The sequence below is a fragment of the Lysinibacillus sp. EB106-09-02-XG168 genome (genome assembly GCF_058791475.1).
In genome coordinates this window covers 2,601,947-2,623,588 of record NZ_JBYTDN010000003.1, presented here as the reverse complement: position 1 = coordinate 2,623,588, position 21,642 = coordinate 2,601,947, and the positions used below count along the sequence as shown (strand labels likewise).

The window sequence follows — 21,642 nt, the reverse complement described above, 5'->3', positions numbered from 1 at the left end:
CTTCAATTCATTTTTTCACAGCATGAATGTAGTGAATTGTTTCAAAGGCTGTTAAATTATCTTCTCGATTGTCAAAATAAAGTTCATTAATTGTATTTGGAGATAAATGCTCATAAATTAGCAAGCCTGAGTTTTCTAACATTTTTTCCATTTCTTTATAAGTAAAACATGATTTCATCGGTTCACCACTAGCTGCAGCCATTTTCACCATATTATCTACTCGATTTGAAATTCCTTTTTCAGTAAATAATTTTTCATCTGCATAATCTAAGACGATGGAACTTCCAGACGGTACATGGGCAAACAAATGATTAAGTAAGCTTGACGTTTCCTCTTTCGTTAAATAATAGGAAACACCTAGCAGACTAAAGAACGTTTTTTTATTGTCAAAGCCGTTATCCATTAGATGTTGATAGGAAAACTTTTTTGTGAAATCCATCGAAATGTAATGTACATTACTTGGAAGCGTTATTTCAACTTCAGCCAATCTTTTCTTTTTAAATTCCTGTGTAGCAGGGTGATCAATTTCAAAGACTTCTAAAATGTTTACAAATTCAGGGTGTCTTAAGCTAAATGTGTCTAATCCTGCTCCGAGTATGGCATATTGCTGTAAACCTAACATGACTTCATTGTGCACAACTTTTTCACAATATGCTGCACGTGCCAAGGGCGTAGGGGAGAGTTGAGTTTGCACAATCCATTTTAATAGCTCTTCATTTTGTCCATTTAGTTTTTCTGCGATTTCTTTGTTAAAAAACTGGATGCCTTGAATCATGTTTGTTTGAATGTCATGTAACTCTTTTTGGGTGATTAACTCTTTTGCTAGATAGTCATCAAAAATTTTAGGGGTATCGAATTGACTATGATAAGCTCTACTAAAAGCTGAGATTAATGAAGTTAAGCTGGATTCACCTTTGTTCATGCAAATACACTCCTTCAAAAAAAAATAGGATTCCCCTGGCCAGGAGAATCCTATTGTACAAATAAATATAATAAAAGTAAATTATTGCATAAAAAAATTTTTTTGTCAAGTTTTAGGTGCTGGAAGCAACTGAATAAGAAATTCTTCTTAATCAATTTTTTGGATAAATATGTTTCCGTCTGGTTGAATTTCTGCATATAAAACTTCTTGGATTGTTTTAACATTTGCCTTTTTTAATTCGTTATCTAGCCATTTTCTACTTTTTCCAACTTCCAGTAAATTTCGCGGCAATAGCTTCCCATCTGTGATGATTTCAATAGGGATAAATGCCGGAGATGATGGGGCGATTTTTAAATCCATCTTTTGTAGGCTTTGAAATTCAGGCTTTTTCAAAATACTAAGCATGCCGTTTGGTTCTAATATAGCATAGTCAATTTCTGTAATCGAGAAAACTTGATACTGTCTAATCATCATCGTAAGGTCATCAATATTTATTTTTGTGCTTGCTAAAGCTGCTCTATCTATTTTTCCTTTTTTAATGACAATTGTTGGTTGTCCATCAAGTATTGTTCTTGCTTTTCCGGATTTTAGAGCCATGTAACTAATCAAACTAGTAAGCGCGCACCAAACAATTAAGCTTACTAAAAATTTTGTGAATAGAATTGTTTTTAAAATTACCATATTGGCTGCAATAGAACCAATTGTAATACCAGTTACGTAGTTAAAGAAGGTTAAGTGACTTAGTTGTTTTTTACCTAAAAACCTCGTAAGTGTAAGCAGGACAAAGAAAGTAATAATTGTTTGAACAACTATTTGTAAATAACTTGAAAACAAATTCCCCACTCCTTATCTAATCCCTAGAATACCCAATGAATTTTTAAAAGATACTCCATATTAGCTCTTCATCAAAACGTAGGGTTGATTTCCGGTTCGACAGCATGCTTTTCTATGGACTTCTAGTTGGAGCGAAGATCAAACGGGCATAAGTTTGAATAAATTACATCTCTGATTTAAGGTGATAATTACTTTATTATCAATAATTGTAAATATGGTAGTCGTTTTGGTAATATAAGTATTATTTGATGAAAAGGAGAGTTTTTATGGATACTAGAATTCCTAATCCGGTTCAAACTGTTATAAATGAATATTTAACCTTATTTCAAAATAAAATACCGAATATAATTGAAGGGTTCTATTTACATGGTTCAATTGCTCTTAACGCTTACATAAATGGGTCTAGTGATATCGATTTTATTACTGTTGTAAACAGAACCTTAACAGAAGAGGATGCGAAAATAATTTCCGACCTTCATATAGAATTAAATCGAAAATATAAGGAAATAGGGATGGATGGAAGTTATATACAAGTTGGAGATGTCGGAAAGAAACAGAGTGAGGCAAAAGGCTGTTTAAAGGTAAATGAAGGCAAAACAAATTGGGGTAATGATGATATTAACCCAATCACTTGGTGGGTTTTAAAAAATAAAGGGATTCCCGTTTTAGGGCCGGATATAGCTACCTATAACTTCAGCGTAGATGAAAGAGTGCTGACTGATTATGTTTTGCAAAACATGAACAGTTATTGGGCGAATAGATTGAAAACGATGGAAAAATATAAAACTATGGCATTTGTGATACCAAATAAATTAGTTGATGAAGAAGTAGAATGGTCAATTACTGGGATGTTACGACAATTTTACACATTAACAGAAAATGAAATTGTTTCAAAAGTAGATGCTTGTAAATTTGCGATACAGCATTTACCTGAAGAATTTCATGAAATTATTAACGAAGCTATTAGTATTCGAGAAGGTTCAAATATACGTTATTATAATTCGAAAAAACAACGCATTGCTGATACGGTTCAATGTATGACATACATACTAAATCATTGTAATAGTATCAAGGTATAGTGAGATGTGGCATCATGATTAAAGTTGGAGGATGACATTTGTTAAAACTGAATAGAGTGAAGACGGACGCCCTCAGGAAAGCGCACAGTTGGAACAACCATCGTTTTGGTGATGAGCATGAAAAGTTCCATTTTATCAGCTATTACCTTTTTGGAATAAATGGTAAAATTAATTAGTCTTAAATGACAAATTCATTTAGGAGGTAGATAGTATGGAAAAAAATTATGTTAGCGTGATAAACAAAAAGGGGAAACCGTCTAACTAATAATTATATAGCGTTTTCTCAGATTGAAAGGGGAAAATTATTTGAATCAGGCGTTGCTTATTATTGATGCTCAGGAAGAATTATTGGATGGTAATGAGAAAGAAAAAGCTGTTTTTAATAAAGAACAACTTATTAGGAATATCAATTTAGTCATTGATAAAGCAAGGAAGACAAATGTTCTAGTTGCATTTGTAAGAGATCTTGATGTTGCGGAAGGTAAAGGAAAAGGATTTGAAATTCATAATGGCATTAATGTTCCTCAAGAAGCAAAAATTTTCGATAAAAAAGCAACGAATTGTTTTCATGGGACTGAACTTCTAAATCATTTGCAATCACAAGAAATTACACATGTTGTTGTGATGGGCTGCTCGACGCAACATTGTATAGATAGTGCAGTAAGAACGGCGACTATTAGTGGTTTTGATGTCACATTAGTTGGTGATGGGCATTCAACTGCGGACAGTGATGTATTAAGTGCAGAACATATTATAAAGCATCATAATCATACTCTTCATGGTCATTACAATGTTGATCATTTTTCTGTTGTTAGAAATTCAGAAGAAGACTTGTTTCAACCTACACATGATTCTTATCGATAAGATAAAATGTATATGGACACTCATTTTATGGGTGTCTTTCTTTTTTTGAAAATATTATTATTCTAGTAGATAAGCCTTAGAAGCAATATAGGGTTATTTTTAGTAAATAAAAAGTAAATAGAAAGTAAATAGAAAGGCGAGATAGTATGACCATATATATTGCGCTACTAAGAGGAATTAATGTAGGCGGGCATAATAAAATAATTATGGCAGAATTAAGAAAGTCTCTTCAGCAATTAGGATTACATAATGTGAAGACGTATATCCAAAGTGGAAACATCCTTTTTGAATCAGACGAAACCGAGGAGCTTTTGCAAACAAAAATTCACGATAAAATTAAAGGGGATTTTGGGGTATCTAGCGTTGTTGTCATTAGAACAGCAGAGGAAATACTGAAAATTATTAGTCAATCTCCTTTTTCAGATGAGGAGATTTCAGAAGCGAATCGTTCATGTAAAGGGGAATGTTTGCATGTTGCATTGCTGCCAACAGCTCCTTCGATGGTCAATAGTGAAAAGTTTTTATCTTATGCAAACGAAAGAGAACTCAGTGTCATAAATGGAAGGGATGTGTATCTATTATTTTATGACAGCATTCGAAATTCCAAACTAGGCAATAATCTAAAAAAGCTTGAGATTCCAGCAACTGTCCGTAATTGGAAAACGCTCATAAAGCTTTCGAGTATGGTCGAAGAAGTCAAACATATGAAGAGTGAATAAGAATAAAAGTTCTATGTAAAAACTAATAAGGCAAATAATTTTGATTTGAATGCTTAACATTAACTATATCGCATAAATCGAAAAACTTCATAGTATGTTTAGACATAATAAGAATAATATGGTAAACTAGTAATGTCATGGTTAACAAATGAACACGCATAAAGAAAGCTAGGTATTCACAAATTTTTTGTGAACCTAGCTTTTTTGTTTAGATGAATGGAGTCAAAAAAATTATTATCGCTGTACCCATTTCGAAACAGTTTACTATAAAGGTTTAAGTGGAAATAAAAAGTATCTTGACAAATTATGTTTTTTAATTAAAAATAATTATGTTTAAAAATTTAAACATAGGGGAGGTATTATGGAAAATTTTAATTGCGATAACAAAGAACAAGTTTTAGAGAAGTTTAAATTATCAACCCCCATTTTTCAAGCACTTGGTGATGTTAATCGTCAACAAATCATCATGCTTTTACTCACACATGATAGCTTAAATGTAAATCAATTAACAGAAAGAATAGAGCTTTCTAGACCAACTGTTTCCCATCATTTAAAAATTTTAAGACAAGCAGGTTTAATTACTTTTAACCGAAATGGGAATGAAAAATATTATTCATTGAGTTCTAATGAGTTTTTAAAACAAATCAAAGAGTTAATTCAATCTATTGAACAAAGCTATTGATTTGTTCTTTTTTATAAATAAAGTTCATATGTTTAATCTTTTAAACATATGAACTTTATTAAGAAGATTAGGAGGAATAAATAATGAAGAATAAGAACAAAAATCAATCAAAAAACATGTATTTATTAATGCTGCTCGTTCCTTTGTTTTGGGGTGGAGCATTTGCGACAGCGAAGCATGTCATTACGGAAGTTCCACCACTTGTTGCAGCTACGCTACGTTTCGGCATAACAGGAATAATACTTGTTACAATCATAACAATTCAGAAAGAATGGCAGTGGCAAGAAATCCGAGGTCGATGGAAAGGATTGATCTTTATTGGCTTTATTGGGATTTTCGGTTACAATGCTTTCTTCTTTACGGCATTGAAGTATACTTCTGCGACAAACGGTGCGTTAATTATAGCTGCTATGCCTGTATTTACAATGCTAGGGGCCGTCATGTTAGGTAAAGAAAAATGGAACACTAAAACTGGAGCAGGTTTAACTTTATCGATGATTGGTGTAATTATTGTTTTAGTCAAAGGGTCACTTTCTGATTTGTTTTCTCTTTCTTTTAACTTAGGAGATTTGCTTTTTGTTGGGGCTCTTTTATGCGGAGTTATTTATGCACTAATGGGTGAATCTATGCTTAAAGGTATACCAGTGATGTTATCGAATACTATGATGATGTTATCTGGTGCTGTTTTCTTAGCAATCAGTACAGTATTTGAAGGCGGTTGGGGTCAAGTAGTCAATATGTCAATTCAAAGTTGGATTGAAATGTTTTATATGGTTGTATGTGGGACATTGATTGGCTATGTTATTTTTAACAAGGGTGTAGAGAGCTTAGGAGGTAGTAAAGCGAGCGTATATTTAAACTTGACGCCGATTGTCGCAACATTGATTGCAGTAATTGTGTATGGTAGCCCAATTACGTTGATACAAATCGTTGGGATGGTATTGGTGCTGGTAGGTGTTTATATTGCTACTAATAAAACAAATAACGTATTCAGTACACAGTCAGATAAAAGCATAATAGAGAATACATAATCATTTTGAATTGGGAAAAGAAACATAATACTTCTGGATTAACAAATAAACTGACTTCAAATGCTTTATTTAGAACGATGTGGTATTCAATAATTGTAAGCTTTTCAATGTCATAAGGTAAAACCAAGATACTAGGTACTCATTAATTTGAGCCTGGTATTTTTTATTAAATAATTTCTCTTGCTATAAAACGGTCATAACAAATTAAATTAGCAAAATTAGAACTGTTTTCCAATCGTATTAGTTTATTACAATTAATAATTTTGTAAGGAATGAGTAAGAAAAAAGAGATGATCGATTCGTACAATTAAAGTACATGAAAGGGGGATTTTAATTCGGATTAAGAGTGTTAAAAGGATATCAATTAATGTCAGCTACTCTTAAAAAACATAGCTCTTTAGAGAAGTATTTCTTAAATAAACGAACGGAGAGAAAATCTATGCTTAAACTGATGGAATTAGGATGGAAAAAATATCGATTAACTAAATATTTTATAAAAATAATCATTTGTATTGTGGCGATCTCCTGTCCTATTGAACTTGTGTCGTGGGGATTTAAAAATGGAAGCGGACTAATGCCATTATCGGATATTCTTATTAAAACAACAGTGACTATTGTTTTAGCTATTATTTTATTACGTTTATTAATTGATAAATACAAGAATAGTTATGGTCTACCACTATTCAACATAATGAGTGTTGTTTTTATTATCATGCAATGAACAAACTAAAGAGGAGAGAGAGTTCTATGTTACATTTACTGAAGCTAGAAATGAAGAAATTTAACTTAGGTTGGTATGTAAAAGGTGCGATAATCGCAAATATCATTATAACTGCAATAGTGTGTTCCGTAATTTTTATAGCACAGAGAGAAGGGGATATACCCATTTCAACGTATGAAGATGTTAATGTACTGATTGGCGCAAGCGTGAAGGCTACGTTTATTGTGTTTGCCTCTATATTAATTGCGAAACTAGTTATTGAGGAATATAAAAACAGAACAATTTTGATTATGTTTACCTATCCTGTTAGTCGCAAGAAACTGATTGCTAGTAAATTGATCTTGATCGCTTTATTAACATTCATGACTACGATGATGTCGAATAGCATAGTTTCGGGTCTATTTTCGATCATTAATAATTATTTTCCTATCGTTCCATTTTCAATAACTGCAAGCCAGTTCATAGGTGAAGCCATAAACATAGTACCTTTTGCTATTGCTACAACAGGAACAAGCTTAATTCCATTATATTTTGGAATGCGTAATTATTCTGTCTCGGCCACTATTGGTTCATCTCTTCTTGTGGTGACAATTGCTTGCGCTTATAACCCAGAAATTTCATTGGTGACTTTCATTCCACTGCAATTAGGGCTTGCAGCTATGGGAGTAATCATTGCGTACATAGGTATTCGTAAAATTGAAAATGTGGATGTGATGTAATTTTCAGTATGTTGAAGGATCAAAAGACATGTGAAAACGGAAGAGTTTAGTAATATATATATGGGTGCTTACAATAAAAAATAAAAAGAGAGAAGGTACAAGAGATGGGAATGTTTATTGGCATTATTTCAGGTGCAGTTTTAGGTGTCATTTTATTATTAAGTAGCCTGTTATTATTTTGGATAAGCAAGTGGAAACAAGAAGAGAATTGCTATGTTATATGGATTATGGTTGCGGGTCTTCTGGCGTTAATTACATCTGGCAGCAATGCGCTACGGTATTTTTTATAAGGACTATTATTTTTGCTTAAGACAATGTTGGTGGGATTTTTGCAAGACTTTGTGTGATAAGAAAAAATTATGGGTGTATATGCAAAATCATAAATTTATTTTATGTTCTGTGTTTGATAATGTATAAGAAAGGGGGCGGTAAGATGAAAATTTTTGATACACACTTTCATATTATTGATTTTGATTTTCCGATTACTGAAAATCAAGGGTATGTACCACCTAGGTATGTTGTAGAAGATTACCGAAAAGAGACAGCGACTTATCCAATTGTAGGTGGGGCGATTGTATCTGGTTCTTTTCAAGGTTTTGACCAAGCATATTTGGTGAATGCTTTAGAGAAAATGGGATCTGCATTTTGTGGTGTTACACAGCTTCCATTTTCGGTGACAGATGATGAGATTATCGATTTATATAATAAAGGTGTACGCGCACTCCGATTCAATGTGAAGCGCGGCGGCTCCGAAGATTTATCGAAGCTTGCTTACTTTGCGCGACGTGTTTATGATTTAGCTGGCTGGCATAGTGAATTATACATTGACGCGAAAAATTTGCCTGAAATTGCACCAACGATTGAAAAATTACCGGCGATTTCAATTGATCATTTAGGACTCTCTGAGGAAGGCTTACCCCATTTATTGCGACTCGTAGAAAAAGGTGTACGAGTAAAGGCGACTGGTTTTGGTCGTGTAGAGCTCGATGTAGAACAAGCTTTGAAATCTATTCATGCTGTTAACCCAGAGGCGTTAATGTTCGGCACAGATTTACCGTCTACAAGAGCGAAAAGACCTTTTGCTTATGGAGATATTGAGCTTATTCAAGAGTTATTTGATCCAATTTCAGCGGAAAAAATTCTTTATCAGAATGCGATGAATTTTTATTTTAAGTGAGTTTTTAGATAGAAAACTTTTTTCTCTCGTTACTAGGATAGATTAAAAGGCAAATATTGGTTCTTTACAGATTTTTGTTAAATAAATGGATGGCTTTAATAAATAATAAAAAACTATAGGGGGCGCCTCATGAAACTTTTAGATAGTAATTTCTTTATTTTTATTTTAGCTTTTGTAATTGTTATAGCGTTTGTTAACCCGCCTGTAATAAGGGATTTTAAAAGCATAATGTATGTTTCAACTTATTTTATTATTTTAGTTTCAGCGGGATTTGTGACAATAAAGCTTTTATTTAAAATATATGATTTAGCTGTTTTGAAATTAAGTAAAAACTGAATACTCAAATAAAAAAGTCAACTCAACATTTTTAAGAGTTGACTTTTTGTTATGCTAGACCCATTTATTTGAACAAGAAGATAAAGTAACACGTCAGTTAGTTTAAACTTTGAGCGTTCTTAGTTTCTATTAAAATATCTTCTTTCTTAGCAATAAATACACCTACTAAAGTAATCAAGCCGCCTGTTATGGAAGAAAAATGTGGAACCTCGCCAAGCCAAATCCACGCAATAAGAAATGCGAATACAGAAGTTAAATAAAGTGTACTCGTTGCTTCAGCTGCTCCTGTTTTTGATGTAACATAGGCTAGCATAAAATAGGGAATGATTGTTGGGAAAATGCCGAGATACAAAGCGACGAATGTTGTATTTAACGGCGCATCCAAAATGGCTTCACCTAGGCCAGGTAAAAATAGTAACATAAAGATAGTACCTGACCAAATTGCGTACATCGTAAATGGAAGAGCCCCGTATTTTTCTACATAACGTCGTTGAAAAACAAAGTATATACTTTCTGAAAGAGATGCTACTAAAACTAGGATAATCCCCGTATTAAAAATAAAGTCTCCGGTTGAACCTCCTACAGAAATAAATGCTACACCACAAAAACCAACAACTGAACCAAGCCATCCCCATAACCCAAGCTTCTCACGAAAAAAGAATACAGCTATCAAGGCGGTGAATATAGGGGTTGTTGAAACAAGTAAACTTGCAACGCCAGCACTAATCGTTTGCTCCCCATAATTAAGTGCTACTTGATATACAGTGAATCCTAAAAAGCCAAGCAATAAAATAATTGGGATATCTTTTAGTGAAGGTAAAGGTGTTTTAGTAATAACTGCGATGATGATTAATACGAATGAGCCGACTAATAATCGTAATAGTGAGATATGTTCGGGTGAATAAGCCGTCAATGCGACTCGGATTCCTGGAAAAGCTGATGCCCATAAAATAATCATTAGGAAATGAGCAGAAATAATTTTAAAATTTAATGTTTTAAACATAATTACACCTCGTTCTACTTTTATCATCCAACCGGTTAAATTGATATTTTTAATGTTAATAGGACTTTGATAAAATTTCTTCAACAGGTTAAAATAAAAAAAAACAACCAGTTCATTTAAGGGAGTACATATGAAAAAGCCGAAATACCAAGTAATTATTGATTTTATAAAAGAAAAAATTGCGAAAGGGGAGTGGGCGATTGGCAGTCCTATACCAAGTCAACGTAATCTGGCAAAACAGTTCGAGGTTAATCGGAGTACAGTTATAACAGCTTTAGAGGAACTAATGGCAGAAGGACTCATTGAAGGAAAAGCAGGAAAGGAAACTCTCGTCACCAATAATACTTGGACACTGATGGGGGCAAAATCCTCGACGAACTGGAATGAAAATGTCACGTTAGGCATTCATAAACCTAGTGTTTCTATGGTGCAGGAGATTAACGAAGCGGAATCGAATGCGAATCTTATTCAATTGAGTAAAGGGGAGTTATCACCAGAGATGTTCCCTTTAGAAGAGATGAAAGCCGTTGTTCAAAAGGTTTCGAATCAATTGACCACTTTTGGCTATGAAGAGCCGAAAGGAAATATAAGACTACGCCAAGCCATTAGTGACTATTTAAAAGTAAGAGGAATTGAAGCATCACCGTCGTCCATCCTTATCGTTTCTGGTGCGCTCCAAGCGTTACATCTAATTTCAATTGGTCTCCTAAAAAGAGGTTCATCGGTATTGTTAGAAATGCCGTCCTACCTTTACTCATTGACTGTTTTTGAGTCTGCTGGGATGGCGTTGCAAGGATTAACGATGGACAATGAGGGGATTATTATAGATTCCATTTATCCGACTAATGAAAAAGGCAAGAATATTTTATATACGATTCCAACCTTTCACAATCCAACAGGCGCACTAATGCAAGAAGAGAGACGACAGAAATTAATGGCATACTGTGAGAGAGAGCAACTTCCAGTTATAGAAGATGATGTGTACCGTGATTTATGGATTGACAATCCACCACCTAAACCACTGAAAGCGATGGACCATTACGGGAATGTATTGTATGTTGGAAGTTTATCCAAAACCATTAGTCCAGGATTACGAATTGGGTGGGTAGTCGGTTCGGAGTCAGTCATTAATCGATTAGCAGACTTAAAAATGCAATCTGATTATGGATCAAGTACTCTTTCCCAGCTAGTGGCAGCAGAATGGCTATCAAGTAATTTATATGAGGATCATCTTGATAAAGTAAGAGAACAACTTAACATTCGTAGAAAAGTTGCTTTAGATGCATTGGATAAATATTTGAGTCCTTACGCTACGTGGGACATCCCAAAAGGTGGATTGTTCATATGGGTTAAAATAAAACCAGAATATAAAGTAAAAAGGCTGTTTGAGAAAGCGTTATCCAACAATATTCTTCTAAATCCTGGTAGTATTTATGCCGAAAAATCAGGATTATTTATACGAATTTCCTACGGGTATGCTTCACTCGAAGAAATTAAAGAAGGCATTTTCCAATTAAGTGAAATTATTAAACATCAATAGATTGTAATGGAGGGGTTAAATGAATTTACGAAACAAATTGCCGAAAAGTGACCCGAATTTACATGTAGAATTAATTAAAAATGGCTGGATTCCTATGAAAGAACCTAAAAATTTTGTAAGTGCTATTTTGTTATCGATCCCTTTAATGATGATCGCTTCAATGATTTCTATTGGGGTAATAAATATTTTCTCCAGTATTTCTTTGAATGATTTTGGATTTTCAGAGGGTGCAATAACTATAACAATTAACTTTACTATTATTTTGGGGCTAGTCTTACTAATGATTATTCATGAATTACTTCATTTGATGTTCATTCCTAATTTTGTGAAATCAGAAAAAACTTTTGTGGGTCTTACTCTGTTCGGGGCTTTTGTTATTACGGAAGAAGAGATTTCAAAATCAAGATATATCTTCATTACGGTTGCTCCTTTTATAATACTGTCAATAATTTTGCCACTAATTTTAAGTGTAGTTGGACTCTTAACAACGACATTAAAGTTTTTGGTCATACTAAACGCAATGGGGTCGTCAGTTGATTTACTAAATCTTATTCTTATAATGAAACAAGTACCAATAAACGCAACTTTAACATGTAATGGGCCAAATACATATTGGAAAAAAGTTCAGACTGAACGAATAGGGTAAAGATTTCGTAAGTCACCTTAATAAGAATAATACCTTATGATTAAATAAGAACCTTATTAAATGCTCTTGATATAAAACTCATTAGAACAGCTACAAAGAACCACACTATAAATTTAAGACTTAAAAAAAAGAAATACTTTTAGAACATTTAAAAAATCACTCAATCGATAAAAGATGAGTGATTTTTTTGATAAAGACTTTATTTCTATATGGCATGAGAAGTACAGAGTATAAGAAGAAGGCCTATTTTATATTTTTATCTCATAATAATAAATATACTATTAATGTTAACTGGTTAACAATTTTGATTGACTTGCGAAAATTAATAACATATAGTTAATGTTAACCGGTTAACAATGTTGTTTTGAAAAATATTTAGAAAAGATTGGTGGAAACTAATGGATAAGATAAGTAAAAAAGAAGAAGCCTTGGAGTCTCTACAACATTTAATTACAGAAAGAGAAGCAGCTCAAAAAAGGAGAAGAGTAGATAAATCAGGCAAAGAAGGAGCGTTCGTTTTAGATTGGACACTTACTCAATTACATATCGTTGCAACAATCAAAGAAAAGGGAATGGCTAATAACACCTATCTATCTGAAAATTTAAAATTATCTAAACCAGCAATTACAAAAGCCGTTAAAAAGTTGTTACAACAAAATATTCTTATGAAAATACAGCAAGAAGATAATAAAAAAGAAGTTTATTATCTTCTTACAGAGTCGGGGGAGAAACTTGCTTTAGTTCATAATCAATTACATGAAAAAGCAAGAATACGCTATTTAAGTATTTTGGATAATTTTAATATAGTCGAATTGGAGACTATTATTAAGTTTTTAAATGCTGTTACCAAGAATATAAAGTAAAATTAAGGAGAGCGTATATGGCAAAACGAATAGCTCAAAATAAATTATTGGTTTTATATTTGTTAAGTATAAGCACCTTTTTTGCCTCTTTAAATCAAAACATTTATACACCAATTATTCCTCTTATTCGGGATTTTTTCAGCGTCTCAATTAATTGGGTGAACTTCACGGTGAGCAGTTTTATATTTATTATTGCTATAATTCAAATTATTTTAGGTGCAGTTATTGATTCTAAAAATCAAAAAAAAATATTATTAGTTAGCTTTATTCTTATCAGCATTTCAACGATATTTTGCGCTTATACAACTAATTTTATGCTTTTTTTGATTGCCAGGATAGTCCAAGCTATTGGTGCTGGAATGATACCTTTAGTTACGATCAACATGATAGCACAACTGTTTGAAGGTGAAGCGAGAGGCAGTGCAATGGGTACATATCAAATATTGCTTACACTTGCGCCAACGATTTCGCCTCTATTAGGAGGATTACTCGGGCAATATTATGGCTACCGAGGAATTTTCCTATTCCTTCTTGTTATATCTGCTATATTATTTATTTTGGTTGCTTACATACTACCTAATAATAGAGGAAAGGAAACCCAAGGAAAACCAAGTAGCTTAATTAAAAACTATATTGCTGTTTTTTCTAATTATATAGGTGTAAGCACAATGATTGTAAGTTTCTTTGTATTTTTTGTATATTTTTCAATTCTTGTGTACATGCCGATATTACTTAACGACCAATATCACGTATCATTGCAAATCATTGGTTTAATCTATTTACCCTTGACCGTTAGTATGATTTTGGGAAGTGTATTATTCAAAAACTTACAGAAAACAATACCTTTAAATGTGTTGTTTATTGCTGTTTTACTGTTAATGCCCTTACAAGTAATATTATTTGGTTTACTGCATACCAAATCAATAATTGGCGTCACTATCATATTATTTGGCTATGGCATGACAGTGGGATTCTCACCTCCTTTATTTTCAACTATGATAAGTAACGAATACCACGAAAATAGAGGAACAGCTTTAGGTCTTTTTAATTTCATCCGTTATTCAGGTATGGCAATAGGAGGCATGTTCACTGGATTATATAAAATCCTACCAAGTGATATCGTATATGTTTTTTTAGGTGTCTTTCTTTTTTTTGCTTCAATATTACATTATCGAAGTTTGAAGAGAAGACATTTGTAATAGAATGGTTTATTCCTAAATGCATTTGACTGAAAACATTAATAATTAAAGTTTAAAGAGAATTTTATTACTTGTGTGTAGTTAGATAGGTTCCTGAGGGTTATGAAAGTAGAAATCATAACCGGTATTTACTGTTGCGAATTATTAGACACAATATTAAAGTGTAACACGGTCAATAAAAAGGTCCTAAAAGCTCTATTTTACCAGGCTTTTAGGACCTTTTATGACTCTTTTTTAGGCTAGATTTTTTATAAATTTCGTAACATTCCCTAAACAACAACTACCTTGGGGATTGTTTACCTCACAGCCACAACGATTCTCTTTTATATTTTCACGAATATGTTCTAACGGATTTGGAGTAAGTTTATTTTCGACATTTTGTTTAATTTTCTCTTTAGTCCAATTAAAACAATAACAAACCGGTGTACTTAATGAGTCATCCTTTTGATGCACAGATATCTTTATATCAGAAAGTGTGTATTCCTTATTACTCGTATCAAAATAAACGACCTTACAATTTTTGGTAGAACGAAAATGGTATTTTTCCATAGCATTTATTGATTCTAATACAGATGGTTTAAGCATGGAATTAATTGTCATTAGCTGTATGTTTTTAGCTTTATTTTTGCAAGACGGATAAATAATAGTGTTTGTATTACTATTTTCTTTAGGACTACTACAACAATTTTCCATCTTTGATTCACCTCGTACAATTTAATTTCTACCGCTAAAGTTTCAAGTAGTAGAGCATTGGTTTGGACTCATAATACACACCTATAATAAGGAGGGGAGGAATTGTTTCATTATCAACAAGACCGTGAATAATCATAAAATAATTAAGGGCCAACAGCTTTTTTGAAAGTTGTTAAACATTATATTAAAATGTAAATTAATTCCGATAAAATACGTGAACTTTTTTTAGGCGCTCATAAATAAACTGCATCTTAGTTCGTACTAACTGGGATGCAGTTCTAAATGTCGTTTTGGCTTTATAAAAGAAAATAGTAAAGGTGATAAATTTTATGTTAGGATTTGAATGGTTCCCTAGAAGATGGGGGAAAAGAAAGGTTTCTGAACGTTTTCTTCAAGCAAAATTTACTGAAGAAGGTAAAGGGATTACGATTACTACATATGCAGTAGATTTGTATGTGCTATCAATTCCTTTAGAAGTGAAAAAATATAAATCACTGTGATTTATGAGTGTCAACAAATTTTGTTGACATTTTTCTATTTGAAAGACATGTATTCAAATAGGTTGTGTTTGACTTAAAATGTGAAAATAAATAACATCCTAAAATAACAATCAATCCTCCAATCCCTTGAGTCCAAGAGATGCTTTCTCCTAAAATTAAAAACGCTAAAAGTGCAGTGAAAATCGGATTGAAATTAAGGAAAACACCGGATGTTGTAGCCCCTAATTTTTGAATACCAATACTCCAAAGTACCATACAAACAACAGTGGAGATAAGTCCTGTATATAAAAGTGAAAGAATAAAAGAATGATTTACATTGAAAATGGTAAAATCCTTAAGGTTAAACGGTAATAGTACAAGAAGTCCGAATATTCCTGAATACAAAGTAGACATTAGTGGCGAGGTAGTCTTCATTGCCCATTTACTACAGATGGAATAAATTCCCCAAACACATACTGCTGCAATCATCCATAAATCACCCAAATTAAATTGAAAAGACAATAAAAAATCGATATTACCCTTTGAAAGTACGAGAAGCACACCAAACAACGAAAATAACATCGAAAGTGCTTGAAGTTTATTCATTTTTTCCTTTAGAAAAACAAATGAAAAAAACGCAATAGAAATTGTATTTAATGATGAAATGAGACCAACATTTGTCGACGTAGTTTTTTCTAATGCTAAAAATTGAAAGATATTGAACAATACCACACCTGAAATACCCATTAAAAATAAAGGGAGAAGGGCGGCTCGAGAGGGAAGCAGTTTTTTCTCTTTCCACCATACCATTGGAAGAAGGGCCACTATGGCAATGAGCCACCTTAAGCTCGTCAGTGTTAACGGAGAGGCATGGTCAACAAGAGATTTGGCCACTACAAAATTGCCACCCCAAAGTAAACTAGTTAAAAGCATTAATAAAACATAGACATTCTTCAAATCATTATCTCTCCTTTGATTGTCTTATATACAATCAGGTTACATTTAATAAAAGAATCATAACACTTTTGCTAATTTGGCAGTATAATATTTTGTAAGAAAGATGAAAATCAAAACAATGGAAAGAAAAATAAAGTTCTTGCAGAATAAAATTAAAAATAGCTGTCAAATATGGTTGGAATTTCGAATAAAAAAAGGAGAGAAAAAAGCATGAGAGATGTGGAAAGAAAATTACTAGATCGTGTTGATACTCAAATACTAGATATTTTGCAGAGAGAGGTTCAGATAAGTAATGCAGAGATAGCGAGACGAGTGAATTTGTCTCCGCCGGCAACCCACACAAGGATAAAACGTTTAGAAAGTGAAGGATTTATTGACAAACAAGTTGCCATTTTAAATCCTGAGAAACTTGGATTCGATTTACTGTGCTATGTTTTCATGAGTACCAATATTCATCAAGCTAAGGAATTAGAAGCTTTGGAAAATAGCTTAAAAACAATGACCGAAATATTAGAATGTCATTGTTTAACGGGAGAGTATGATTATCTTTTAAAGGTCATAATTAGAGATCGAAAAGAATTAGATAGCTTTATTAGAAAATTAAATAGGATGGGCATATCCCGTATTCAAACTAACTTATCTTTAAGAGAAATTAAATATTCAACAGTCTTACCGATATCAGAAGATAAACAGTAGAAGTTTTTTAGAGCAATATGGTTTTTAGCTTCGTCCCCAAAATGGTTTAGGTCAAAACTCAATTTTAGGAGGTATTATGAAAACATTCATATATATGGTGCGACATGGAGATTCACTAAAAGACGGTAATGAGAGAACGAGAGAATTGACTGAAAAAGGTAGGTTAGACGCTCAACGAATAACTGATATTTTACAAAAAGAAGGCATTGATACTGTTATTTCAAGCCCGTATAATCGTTCAATCCAAACTGTTCAGGAAGTAGCTAATCAAATAGAAAAAGAGGTAATTATATTTGAAGATTTAAAAGAGCAACTATTTATTGCGGGAGATAAGCGAATTGCTGACGAGGAATTATTCCCTTTTTTACAAAAGTCATTTTCTGATCCAACCTATGCATTAGAGGGAGGCGAGTCAAATGCTGACTGCCAGAAACGTGCTATAAAAGTTTTAGAAAAAGTAGTAAACACATATCAAGGTCAGAAAGTAGTAATTGGCACACATGGGGCTGTAATGACTTTAATGATGGGGTTTTATGATAGTAGATATGATTTGAATTTTTTATTACAGACAACGAAACCAGACATTTACAGAATGGAATTCAATGGGCAAGTATTGGTCGATGTAAAAAGGTTATGGGGGATATAGGGAGAGGTTTTTGAAGTAATTCAGCATATAAAGTTAGGAAACTTTGGTATTTGAGATAATGTTCATTACACTAAAAGAGAAGAATGATTAAACTGAAGACGAAACAATGTTTGTAGGGGTGAAAATTAAATGGAGGACAAACTAAATCAGAAGTATGAAATAAAAAATTATTTGAACAAACAAATTAATAAAAATCAATATATTTTAGGTGTTGCAGCAGGTTCTGGAATGACAGCTAGATATGCAGAACAAGGTGGCGCTGATTTTATTCTGGCGCTAAATTCAGGGCGGTTTAGATTAATGGGGGTAAGCTCATTAGCAGGCTTTTTACCGTATGCCAATAGTAATGATGTTGTAATGGATTTTGCATGCAAAGAGATCATTCCTACGATAAAAAAAATTCCAGTTTGTTTTGGTTTATGTGCAACAGATCCAATAATTGAATTAGATAGCTATATCGATTTGATTCAGAAGAAAGGATTTGCAGGTATTAATAATTATCCAAGTATTGGCCTGATAGATGGGCTTTTTAGAGAAGCTTTAGAAGAACAAGGGATTACATACGAAAAAGAGATAGAAGCTATTCGTATCGCTAGTGAAAAAGGTTTGTTTTCAGTAGCTTTTGTATTTAATGAGGAGCAAGCTATAAGTATGGTAGAAGCGGGTGCAGATATTATTTGTGTTCACTTAGGTTTAACGAATGGGGGATCACTAGGCGCTAAAAAGATATTATCTTTACATGCTGCCAAAAAGATGGCTGTAACTATTTTTAATAGATGTAATGAACTGAATCCAAACATTATTAACATGATTTATGGAGGTCCGGTTAATAAACCAATAGATGTTCAGTATATGTACGATGATACTACTATTATGGGGTATATAGGGGGTTCCGTTTTTGAAAGGATTCCAAATGAACAAGCACTTATACATATTACGAAATCATTTAAGCAGACGAACGATTTTCAGTTGGATGAATTAATCAGTAAAATTACTGATGGTTTAGGAAGTCGAGATGATTATATTAATTTTGCAAAGAAGTATATCAGCCTACATTATATGGACGAAATTTCGTTGAATGAAGTCGCCGAAATATTAAGTTTGTCTCGCTCTTATTTAAGCACTTTATTTAAAAAAGAGATGGGTATTTCATTTACTGAATATCTGATTAATTTCCGGCTTAATCGAGCTATCGAAATACTGAAATTTGAAAAAATACCCCTAAATAATATCGCGGAAATGGTAGGTTATCCAGATTACACTCAATTTAGTAAAATATTTAAAAAATATAAAGGTGTGTCACCTAAAAACTATTTAACTTCTTTTCAGCAAGATTTTGAACACCCGCTGAAATAGAGGAACTCAATCTTGGCAACGTCCCGTGGCAAAGACTGAGTGACCAACATCACGTTGGCCCAAAGCCTCCGGCGGATGTCATGGAATAGGAAATGAGTTCTAAGAGGATGTTAGCCTAAAATCATCGCATCCTTGCGAAAACGGCTAACTGATCTCCAGCCTGTTGTTGCTGACGCTTCGCTTTCGCATAAAAAACATCTGCAGGCCTAAGTACAAAGCCGGTTCCAGACGCAACAATGTCAAGGCATAATTGATAATATAACAAAGAGACAATTTTATAGAACAAAAACACATTAACTCTCCCAAAAGAAAACGTTATTATGGAATGGAGTAATAAATGTAATCGCTTTCTTATATGATTATTTTGACGATTTAAAGATCTAGAAGGGAGAGAGATGATATGAAAACAATTGCTTTGGCTGGAACATTTGATTCAAAAGGAAAAGAATATTTGTATGTAAAAGAGTTGATTGAATTGTTAGGTTTCAATACTTTTACGATTCATACTGGAGTTTTTAACCCAGCGTTTGAGCCTGACGTATCAAATGCTGAAGTAGCAGCTGCAGCTGAAGAAGATATACAGGACATTGCGACAAAGAGAGATCGAGCAAATGCAACCGCAGTTCTTGCAAAGGGGATGGAAGTGCTTTTGCCGAAACTGTATGAAGAAGGTAAATTTGACGGTGTACTTTCCTTTGGAGGTACTGGAGGCTCATCTATCGTAACAACTGGTATGAGAGCACTACCTATTGGTGTTCCAAAAGTGATGGTTTCTACAGTTGCTTCTGGTAATACGGAGCCATATGTAGGAACTAGTGATATCATTATGATTCCATCAGTAGTAGACGTTGCTGGTTTAAATGTAATTTCGACAAAAATATTTACGAATGCAGTATTTGCGATTGCAGGTATGCTGAATTTTGACAATAAAACGATCGTGAAAAAAAAGCCACTTATTGCTGCAACTATGTTTGGACTAACAACACCTTGTATTAATCAGGCTAAAGATTTTTTAGAAGCTAAAGGATATGAAGTATTAATATTCCATGCAACAGGTGTTGGTGGTCGTACAATGGAGAATTTAATAGCTAATGGATTTATAGATGGAGTCCTTGACATAACGACCACTGAATGGGCTGATGAGTTAATTGGCGGTGTATTGAAAGCTGGACCGAATCGTTTAGAAGCAGCTTCTAGAAAACAAATTCCTCAAGTTGTATCGGTTGGTGCAATAGATATGGTTAACTTTGGTCCATTTGACTCTGTGCCTGATAAATTTAAAGGTCGAAAATTTTATCAGCATAATCCAACAGTTACTTTGATGCGTACATCCGTTGAAGAGAATAAACAAATAGGTGAAGTAATTGCAGAAAAATTAGCTTTAGCGAAAGGATACACATCATTATTATTACCACTAGAAGGGCTCTCTGGTCTAGATGTTGAAGGGCAACCTTTTTATGGTTTAGAAGAAGATAGAATGTTATTTGAAACATTAAGAAAAAAAGTTGACCAAAGCAAAGTGGAAATGATTGAAATCAATGCGGATATTAATAGTGAAGAGTTTGCACTAGCTGCAGCGAAAAAATTGATTGAATTAATAGAAAATAAAGAGAGGGATAGCAATCATGTCAAAGAGACAAGAAATATTGAATCGTTTTAAAGAAGAAATTAAAAAAGGCAATATTCTGCTAGGTGTTGGAGCTGGTACAGGAATTACAGCTAAAAGTAGTGAAGCCGGTGGAGCTGACATGTTAATTGTCTATAATTCTGGCCGTTATAGAATGGCTGGTCGTGGTTCTCTAGCTGGATTATTATCTTATGGTGATGCCAATCAAATTGTTGTGGAGATGGGTAATGAAGTATTACCAGTTGTAAAGGATACTCCAGTACTAGCTGGTGTTAATGGAACAGATCCTTTTAAAGTCATGGAAGTTTTTTTAAAGCAGCTGAAAGAACAAGGGTTTAGTGGGGTTCAAAACTTTCCTACAGTTGGGTTAATTGACGGTGTATTTCGTCAAAATCTAGAGGAAACAGGAATGGGCTACGATTTAGAAGTAGATATGATTAGAAAAGCAAATGAATTAGACTTACTAACTACACCTTATGTCTTCGATGAAGAGCAGGCAAAGAAAATGGCTGAAGCGGGTGCGGATATTTTAGTAGCCCATATGGGATTAACAACAAAAGGAACGATTGGTGCTCAAACTGCATTAACTTTAGATGGCTGTGTCGATCGAATTCAAAAAATTATTAATGCTGGTAAGTCTATAAATCCTGAAATATTAGCAATTTGCCATGGAGGTCCAATTGCGGAACCGGAAGATGCTGCTTATATTATTGAAAGAGTAGATGGGATTGTTGGATTCTTTGGTGCTTCTAGTATTGAGAGATTTGCTGCAGAAAAAGGAATCAAGGAGCAAACTGAAGCTTTCAAAGGTTTATAATTGAAAGTGTATTCTTATTAGAAGAAAAAACAAAGT

General features: G+C 33.2%; 25 protein-coding genes. 20 read left to right on the top strand and 5 right to left on the bottom strand.

Translation table 11 applies throughout. The annotated features are described in order from the left end of the window. Positions 1-7: 7 nt before the first annotated feature. Together AC3WSO_RS13760 and AC3WSO_RS13755 are read right to left on the bottom strand one after the other, a co-directional pair. Positions 8-922, bottom strand: coding sequence for a class I SAM-dependent methyltransferase (locus AC3WSO_RS13760; protein WP_492531512.1), 915 nt, complete (start codon positions 920-922; stop codon positions 8-10). Between the two features lie 147 nt (positions 923-1,069). Then, entirely contained in the window at positions 1,070-1,756 is a 687-nt protein-coding gene (locus AC3WSO_RS13755) for a DUF421 domain-containing protein (RefSeq protein ID WP_492531510.1), read from the bottom strand. Positions 1,757-2,022: 266 nt separating this feature from the next. On the opposite strand from AC3WSO_RS13755, the gene AC3WSO_RS13750 reads away from it, so the two are divergent. The 10 genes from AC3WSO_RS13750 (at position 2,023) to AC3WSO_RS13705 (ending at position 9,084) form a co-directional block, all read left to right on the top strand. After that, positions 2,023-2,835, top strand: coding sequence for an aminoglycoside adenylyltransferase domain-containing protein (locus AC3WSO_RS13750; RefSeq protein WP_492531509.1), 813 nt, complete (start codon positions 2,023-2,025; stop codon positions 2,833-2,835). A gap of 306 nt (positions 2,836-3,141) precedes the next feature. Further along, a complete protein-coding gene (locus AC3WSO_RS13745) occupies positions 3,142-3,699 on the top strand; it encodes an isochorismatase family protein (RefSeq protein WP_492531507.1) in 558 nt (185 codons plus the stop codon). A gap of 146 nt (positions 3,700-3,845) precedes the next feature. Continuing rightward, positions 3,846-4,418 carry a DUF1697 domain-containing protein gene (locus AC3WSO_RS13740; RefSeq protein WP_492531505.1) on the top strand — a complete coding sequence of 191 codons (573 nt, stop codon included), beginning with the start codon at positions 3,846-3,848 and terminating at the stop codon, positions 4,416-4,418. Between the two features lie 361 nt (positions 4,419-4,779). After that, positions 4,780-5,100 (top strand): ArsR/SmtB family transcription factor, encoded by a 321-nt coding sequence (locus AC3WSO_RS13735; RefSeq protein WP_492531503.1) that lies wholly within the window; start codon positions 4,780-4,782, stop codon positions 5,098-5,100. An 83-nt stretch (positions 5,101-5,183) separates the two neighbouring features. Then, positions 5,184-6,131, top strand: coding sequence for a DMT family transporter (locus tag AC3WSO_RS13730; RefSeq protein WP_492531502.1), 948 nt, complete (start codon positions 5,184-5,186; stop codon positions 6,129-6,131). Positions 6,132-6,570: 439 nt separating this feature from the next. Continuing rightward, entirely contained in the window at positions 6,571-6,852 is a 282-nt protein-coding gene (locus tag AC3WSO_RS13725) for a hypothetical protein (RefSeq protein WP_492531500.1), read from the top strand. 26 nt (positions 6,853-6,878) lie between these two features. Beyond that, on the top strand, positions 6,879-7,571 hold the full coding sequence (locus AC3WSO_RS13720) for an ABC transporter permease (RefSeq protein ID WP_492531499.1): 693 nt from the start codon (positions 6,879-6,881) through the stop codon (positions 7,569-7,571). 104 nt (positions 7,572-7,675) lie between these two features. Further along, positions 7,676-7,861 (top strand): hypothetical protein, encoded by a 186-nt coding sequence (locus AC3WSO_RS13715; RefSeq protein WP_492531498.1) that lies wholly within the window; start codon positions 7,676-7,678, stop codon positions 7,859-7,861. A gap of 143 nt (positions 7,862-8,004) precedes the next feature. Beyond that, positions 8,005-8,748 carry an amidohydrolase family protein gene (locus tag AC3WSO_RS13710; RefSeq protein WP_492531497.1) on the top strand — a complete coding sequence of 248 codons (744 nt, stop codon included), beginning with the start codon at positions 8,005-8,007 and terminating at the stop codon, positions 8,746-8,748. Positions 8,749-8,877: 129 nt separating this feature from the next. Continuing rightward, a complete protein-coding gene (locus AC3WSO_RS13705; protein WP_492531496.1) occupies positions 8,878-9,084 on the top strand; it encodes a hypothetical protein in 207 nt (68 codons plus the stop codon). 97 nt (positions 9,085-9,181) lie between these two features. Here AC3WSO_RS13705 and AC3WSO_RS13700 read toward each other — a convergent pair whose 3' ends face one another. Further along, entirely contained in the window at positions 9,182-10,087 is a 906-nt protein-coding gene (locus AC3WSO_RS13700) for a DMT family transporter (RefSeq protein WP_492531495.1), read from the bottom strand. Positions 10,088-10,217: 130 nt separating this feature from the next. On the opposite strand from AC3WSO_RS13700, the gene AC3WSO_RS13695 reads away from it, so the two are divergent. The 4 genes from AC3WSO_RS13695 to AC3WSO_RS13680 all read left to right on the top strand — a co-directional run bounded on the left by AC3WSO_RS13695 (position 10,218) and on the right by AC3WSO_RS13680 (position 14,335). After that, a complete protein-coding gene (locus AC3WSO_RS13695; protein ID WP_492531494.1) occupies positions 10,218-11,627 on the top strand; it encodes an aminotransferase-like domain-containing protein in 1,410 nt (469 codons plus the stop codon). Between the two features lie 19 nt (positions 11,628-11,646). Further along, positions 11,647-12,273, top strand: coding sequence for a DUF3267 domain-containing protein (locus AC3WSO_RS13690; protein WP_492531493.1), 627 nt, complete (start codon positions 11,647-11,649; stop codon positions 12,271-12,273). A gap of 398 nt (positions 12,274-12,671) precedes the next feature. Continuing rightward, entirely contained in the window at positions 12,672-13,136 is a 465-nt protein-coding gene (locus tag AC3WSO_RS13685; RefSeq protein WP_492531492.1) for a MarR family transcriptional regulator, read from the top strand. Positions 13,137-13,153: 17 nt separating this feature from the next. Next, a complete protein-coding gene (locus AC3WSO_RS13680) occupies positions 13,154-14,335 on the top strand; it encodes an MFS transporter (protein ID WP_492531491.1) in 1,182 nt (393 codons plus the stop codon). Positions 14,336-14,569: 234 nt separating this feature from the next. Here the strand turns inward: AC3WSO_RS13680 and AC3WSO_RS13675 are convergent, their stop codons facing one another. After that, entirely contained in the window at positions 14,570-15,028 is a 459-nt protein-coding gene (locus AC3WSO_RS13675) for a putative iron-sulfur cluster-binding metallochaperone (RefSeq protein WP_492531489.1), read from the bottom strand. A 329-nt stretch (positions 15,029-15,357) separates the two neighbouring features. On the opposite strand from AC3WSO_RS13675, the gene AC3WSO_RS13670 reads away from it, so the two are divergent. Further along, positions 15,358-15,528 carry a hypothetical protein gene (locus tag AC3WSO_RS13670; protein WP_492531488.1) on the top strand — a complete coding sequence of 57 codons (171 nt, stop codon included), beginning with the start codon at positions 15,358-15,360 and terminating at the stop codon, positions 15,526-15,528. Here the strand turns inward: AC3WSO_RS13670 and AC3WSO_RS13665 are convergent. Next, positions 15,520-16,440: a DMT family transporter gene (locus AC3WSO_RS13665; RefSeq protein ID WP_492534358.1), complete on the bottom strand. Its 921-nt coding sequence runs from the start codon at positions 16,438-16,440 to the stop codon at positions 15,520-15,522. The genes AC3WSO_RS13670 and AC3WSO_RS13665 overlap by 9 nt on opposite strands. 234 nt (positions 16,441-16,674) lie before the next feature. Here AC3WSO_RS13665 and AC3WSO_RS13660 point away from each other — a divergent pair, with 234 nt between their 5' ends. The 5 genes from AC3WSO_RS13660 (at position 16,675) to AC3WSO_RS13640 (ending at position 21,606) form a co-directional block, all read left to right on the top strand. Continuing rightward, positions 16,675-17,160, top strand: a complete 486-nt coding sequence (locus AC3WSO_RS13660; RefSeq protein ID WP_492531486.1) for an Lrp/AsnC family transcriptional regulator — start codon at positions 16,675-16,677, stop codon at positions 17,158-17,160. Positions 17,161-17,236: 76 nt separating this feature from the next. Further along, the gene (locus AC3WSO_RS13655; RefSeq protein WP_492531485.1) at positions 17,237-17,806 is read left to right on the top strand and encodes a histidine phosphatase family protein; all 570 of its coding nucleotides are present in this window, start codon (positions 17,237-17,239) and stop codon (positions 17,804-17,806) included. A 129-nt stretch (positions 17,807-17,935) separates the two neighbouring features. Then, a complete protein-coding gene (locus tag AC3WSO_RS13650) occupies positions 17,936-19,162 on the top strand; it encodes a phosphoenolpyruvate hydrolase family protein (RefSeq protein WP_492531483.1) in 1,227 nt (408 codons plus the stop codon). 400 nt (positions 19,163-19,562) lie between these two features. Further along, positions 19,563-20,822, top strand: a complete 1,260-nt coding sequence (locus AC3WSO_RS13645) for a Tm-1-like ATP-binding domain-containing protein (protein ID WP_492531481.1) — start codon at positions 19,563-19,565, stop codon at positions 20,820-20,822. Further along, positions 20,788-21,606, top strand: coding sequence for a phosphoenolpyruvate hydrolase family protein (locus tag AC3WSO_RS13640; RefSeq protein WP_492531479.1), 819 nt, complete (start codon positions 20,788-20,790; stop codon positions 21,604-21,606). The genes AC3WSO_RS13645 and AC3WSO_RS13640 overlap by 35 nt, the downstream gene beginning before the upstream one ends. Positions 21,607-21,642: the final 36 nt, after the last annotated feature.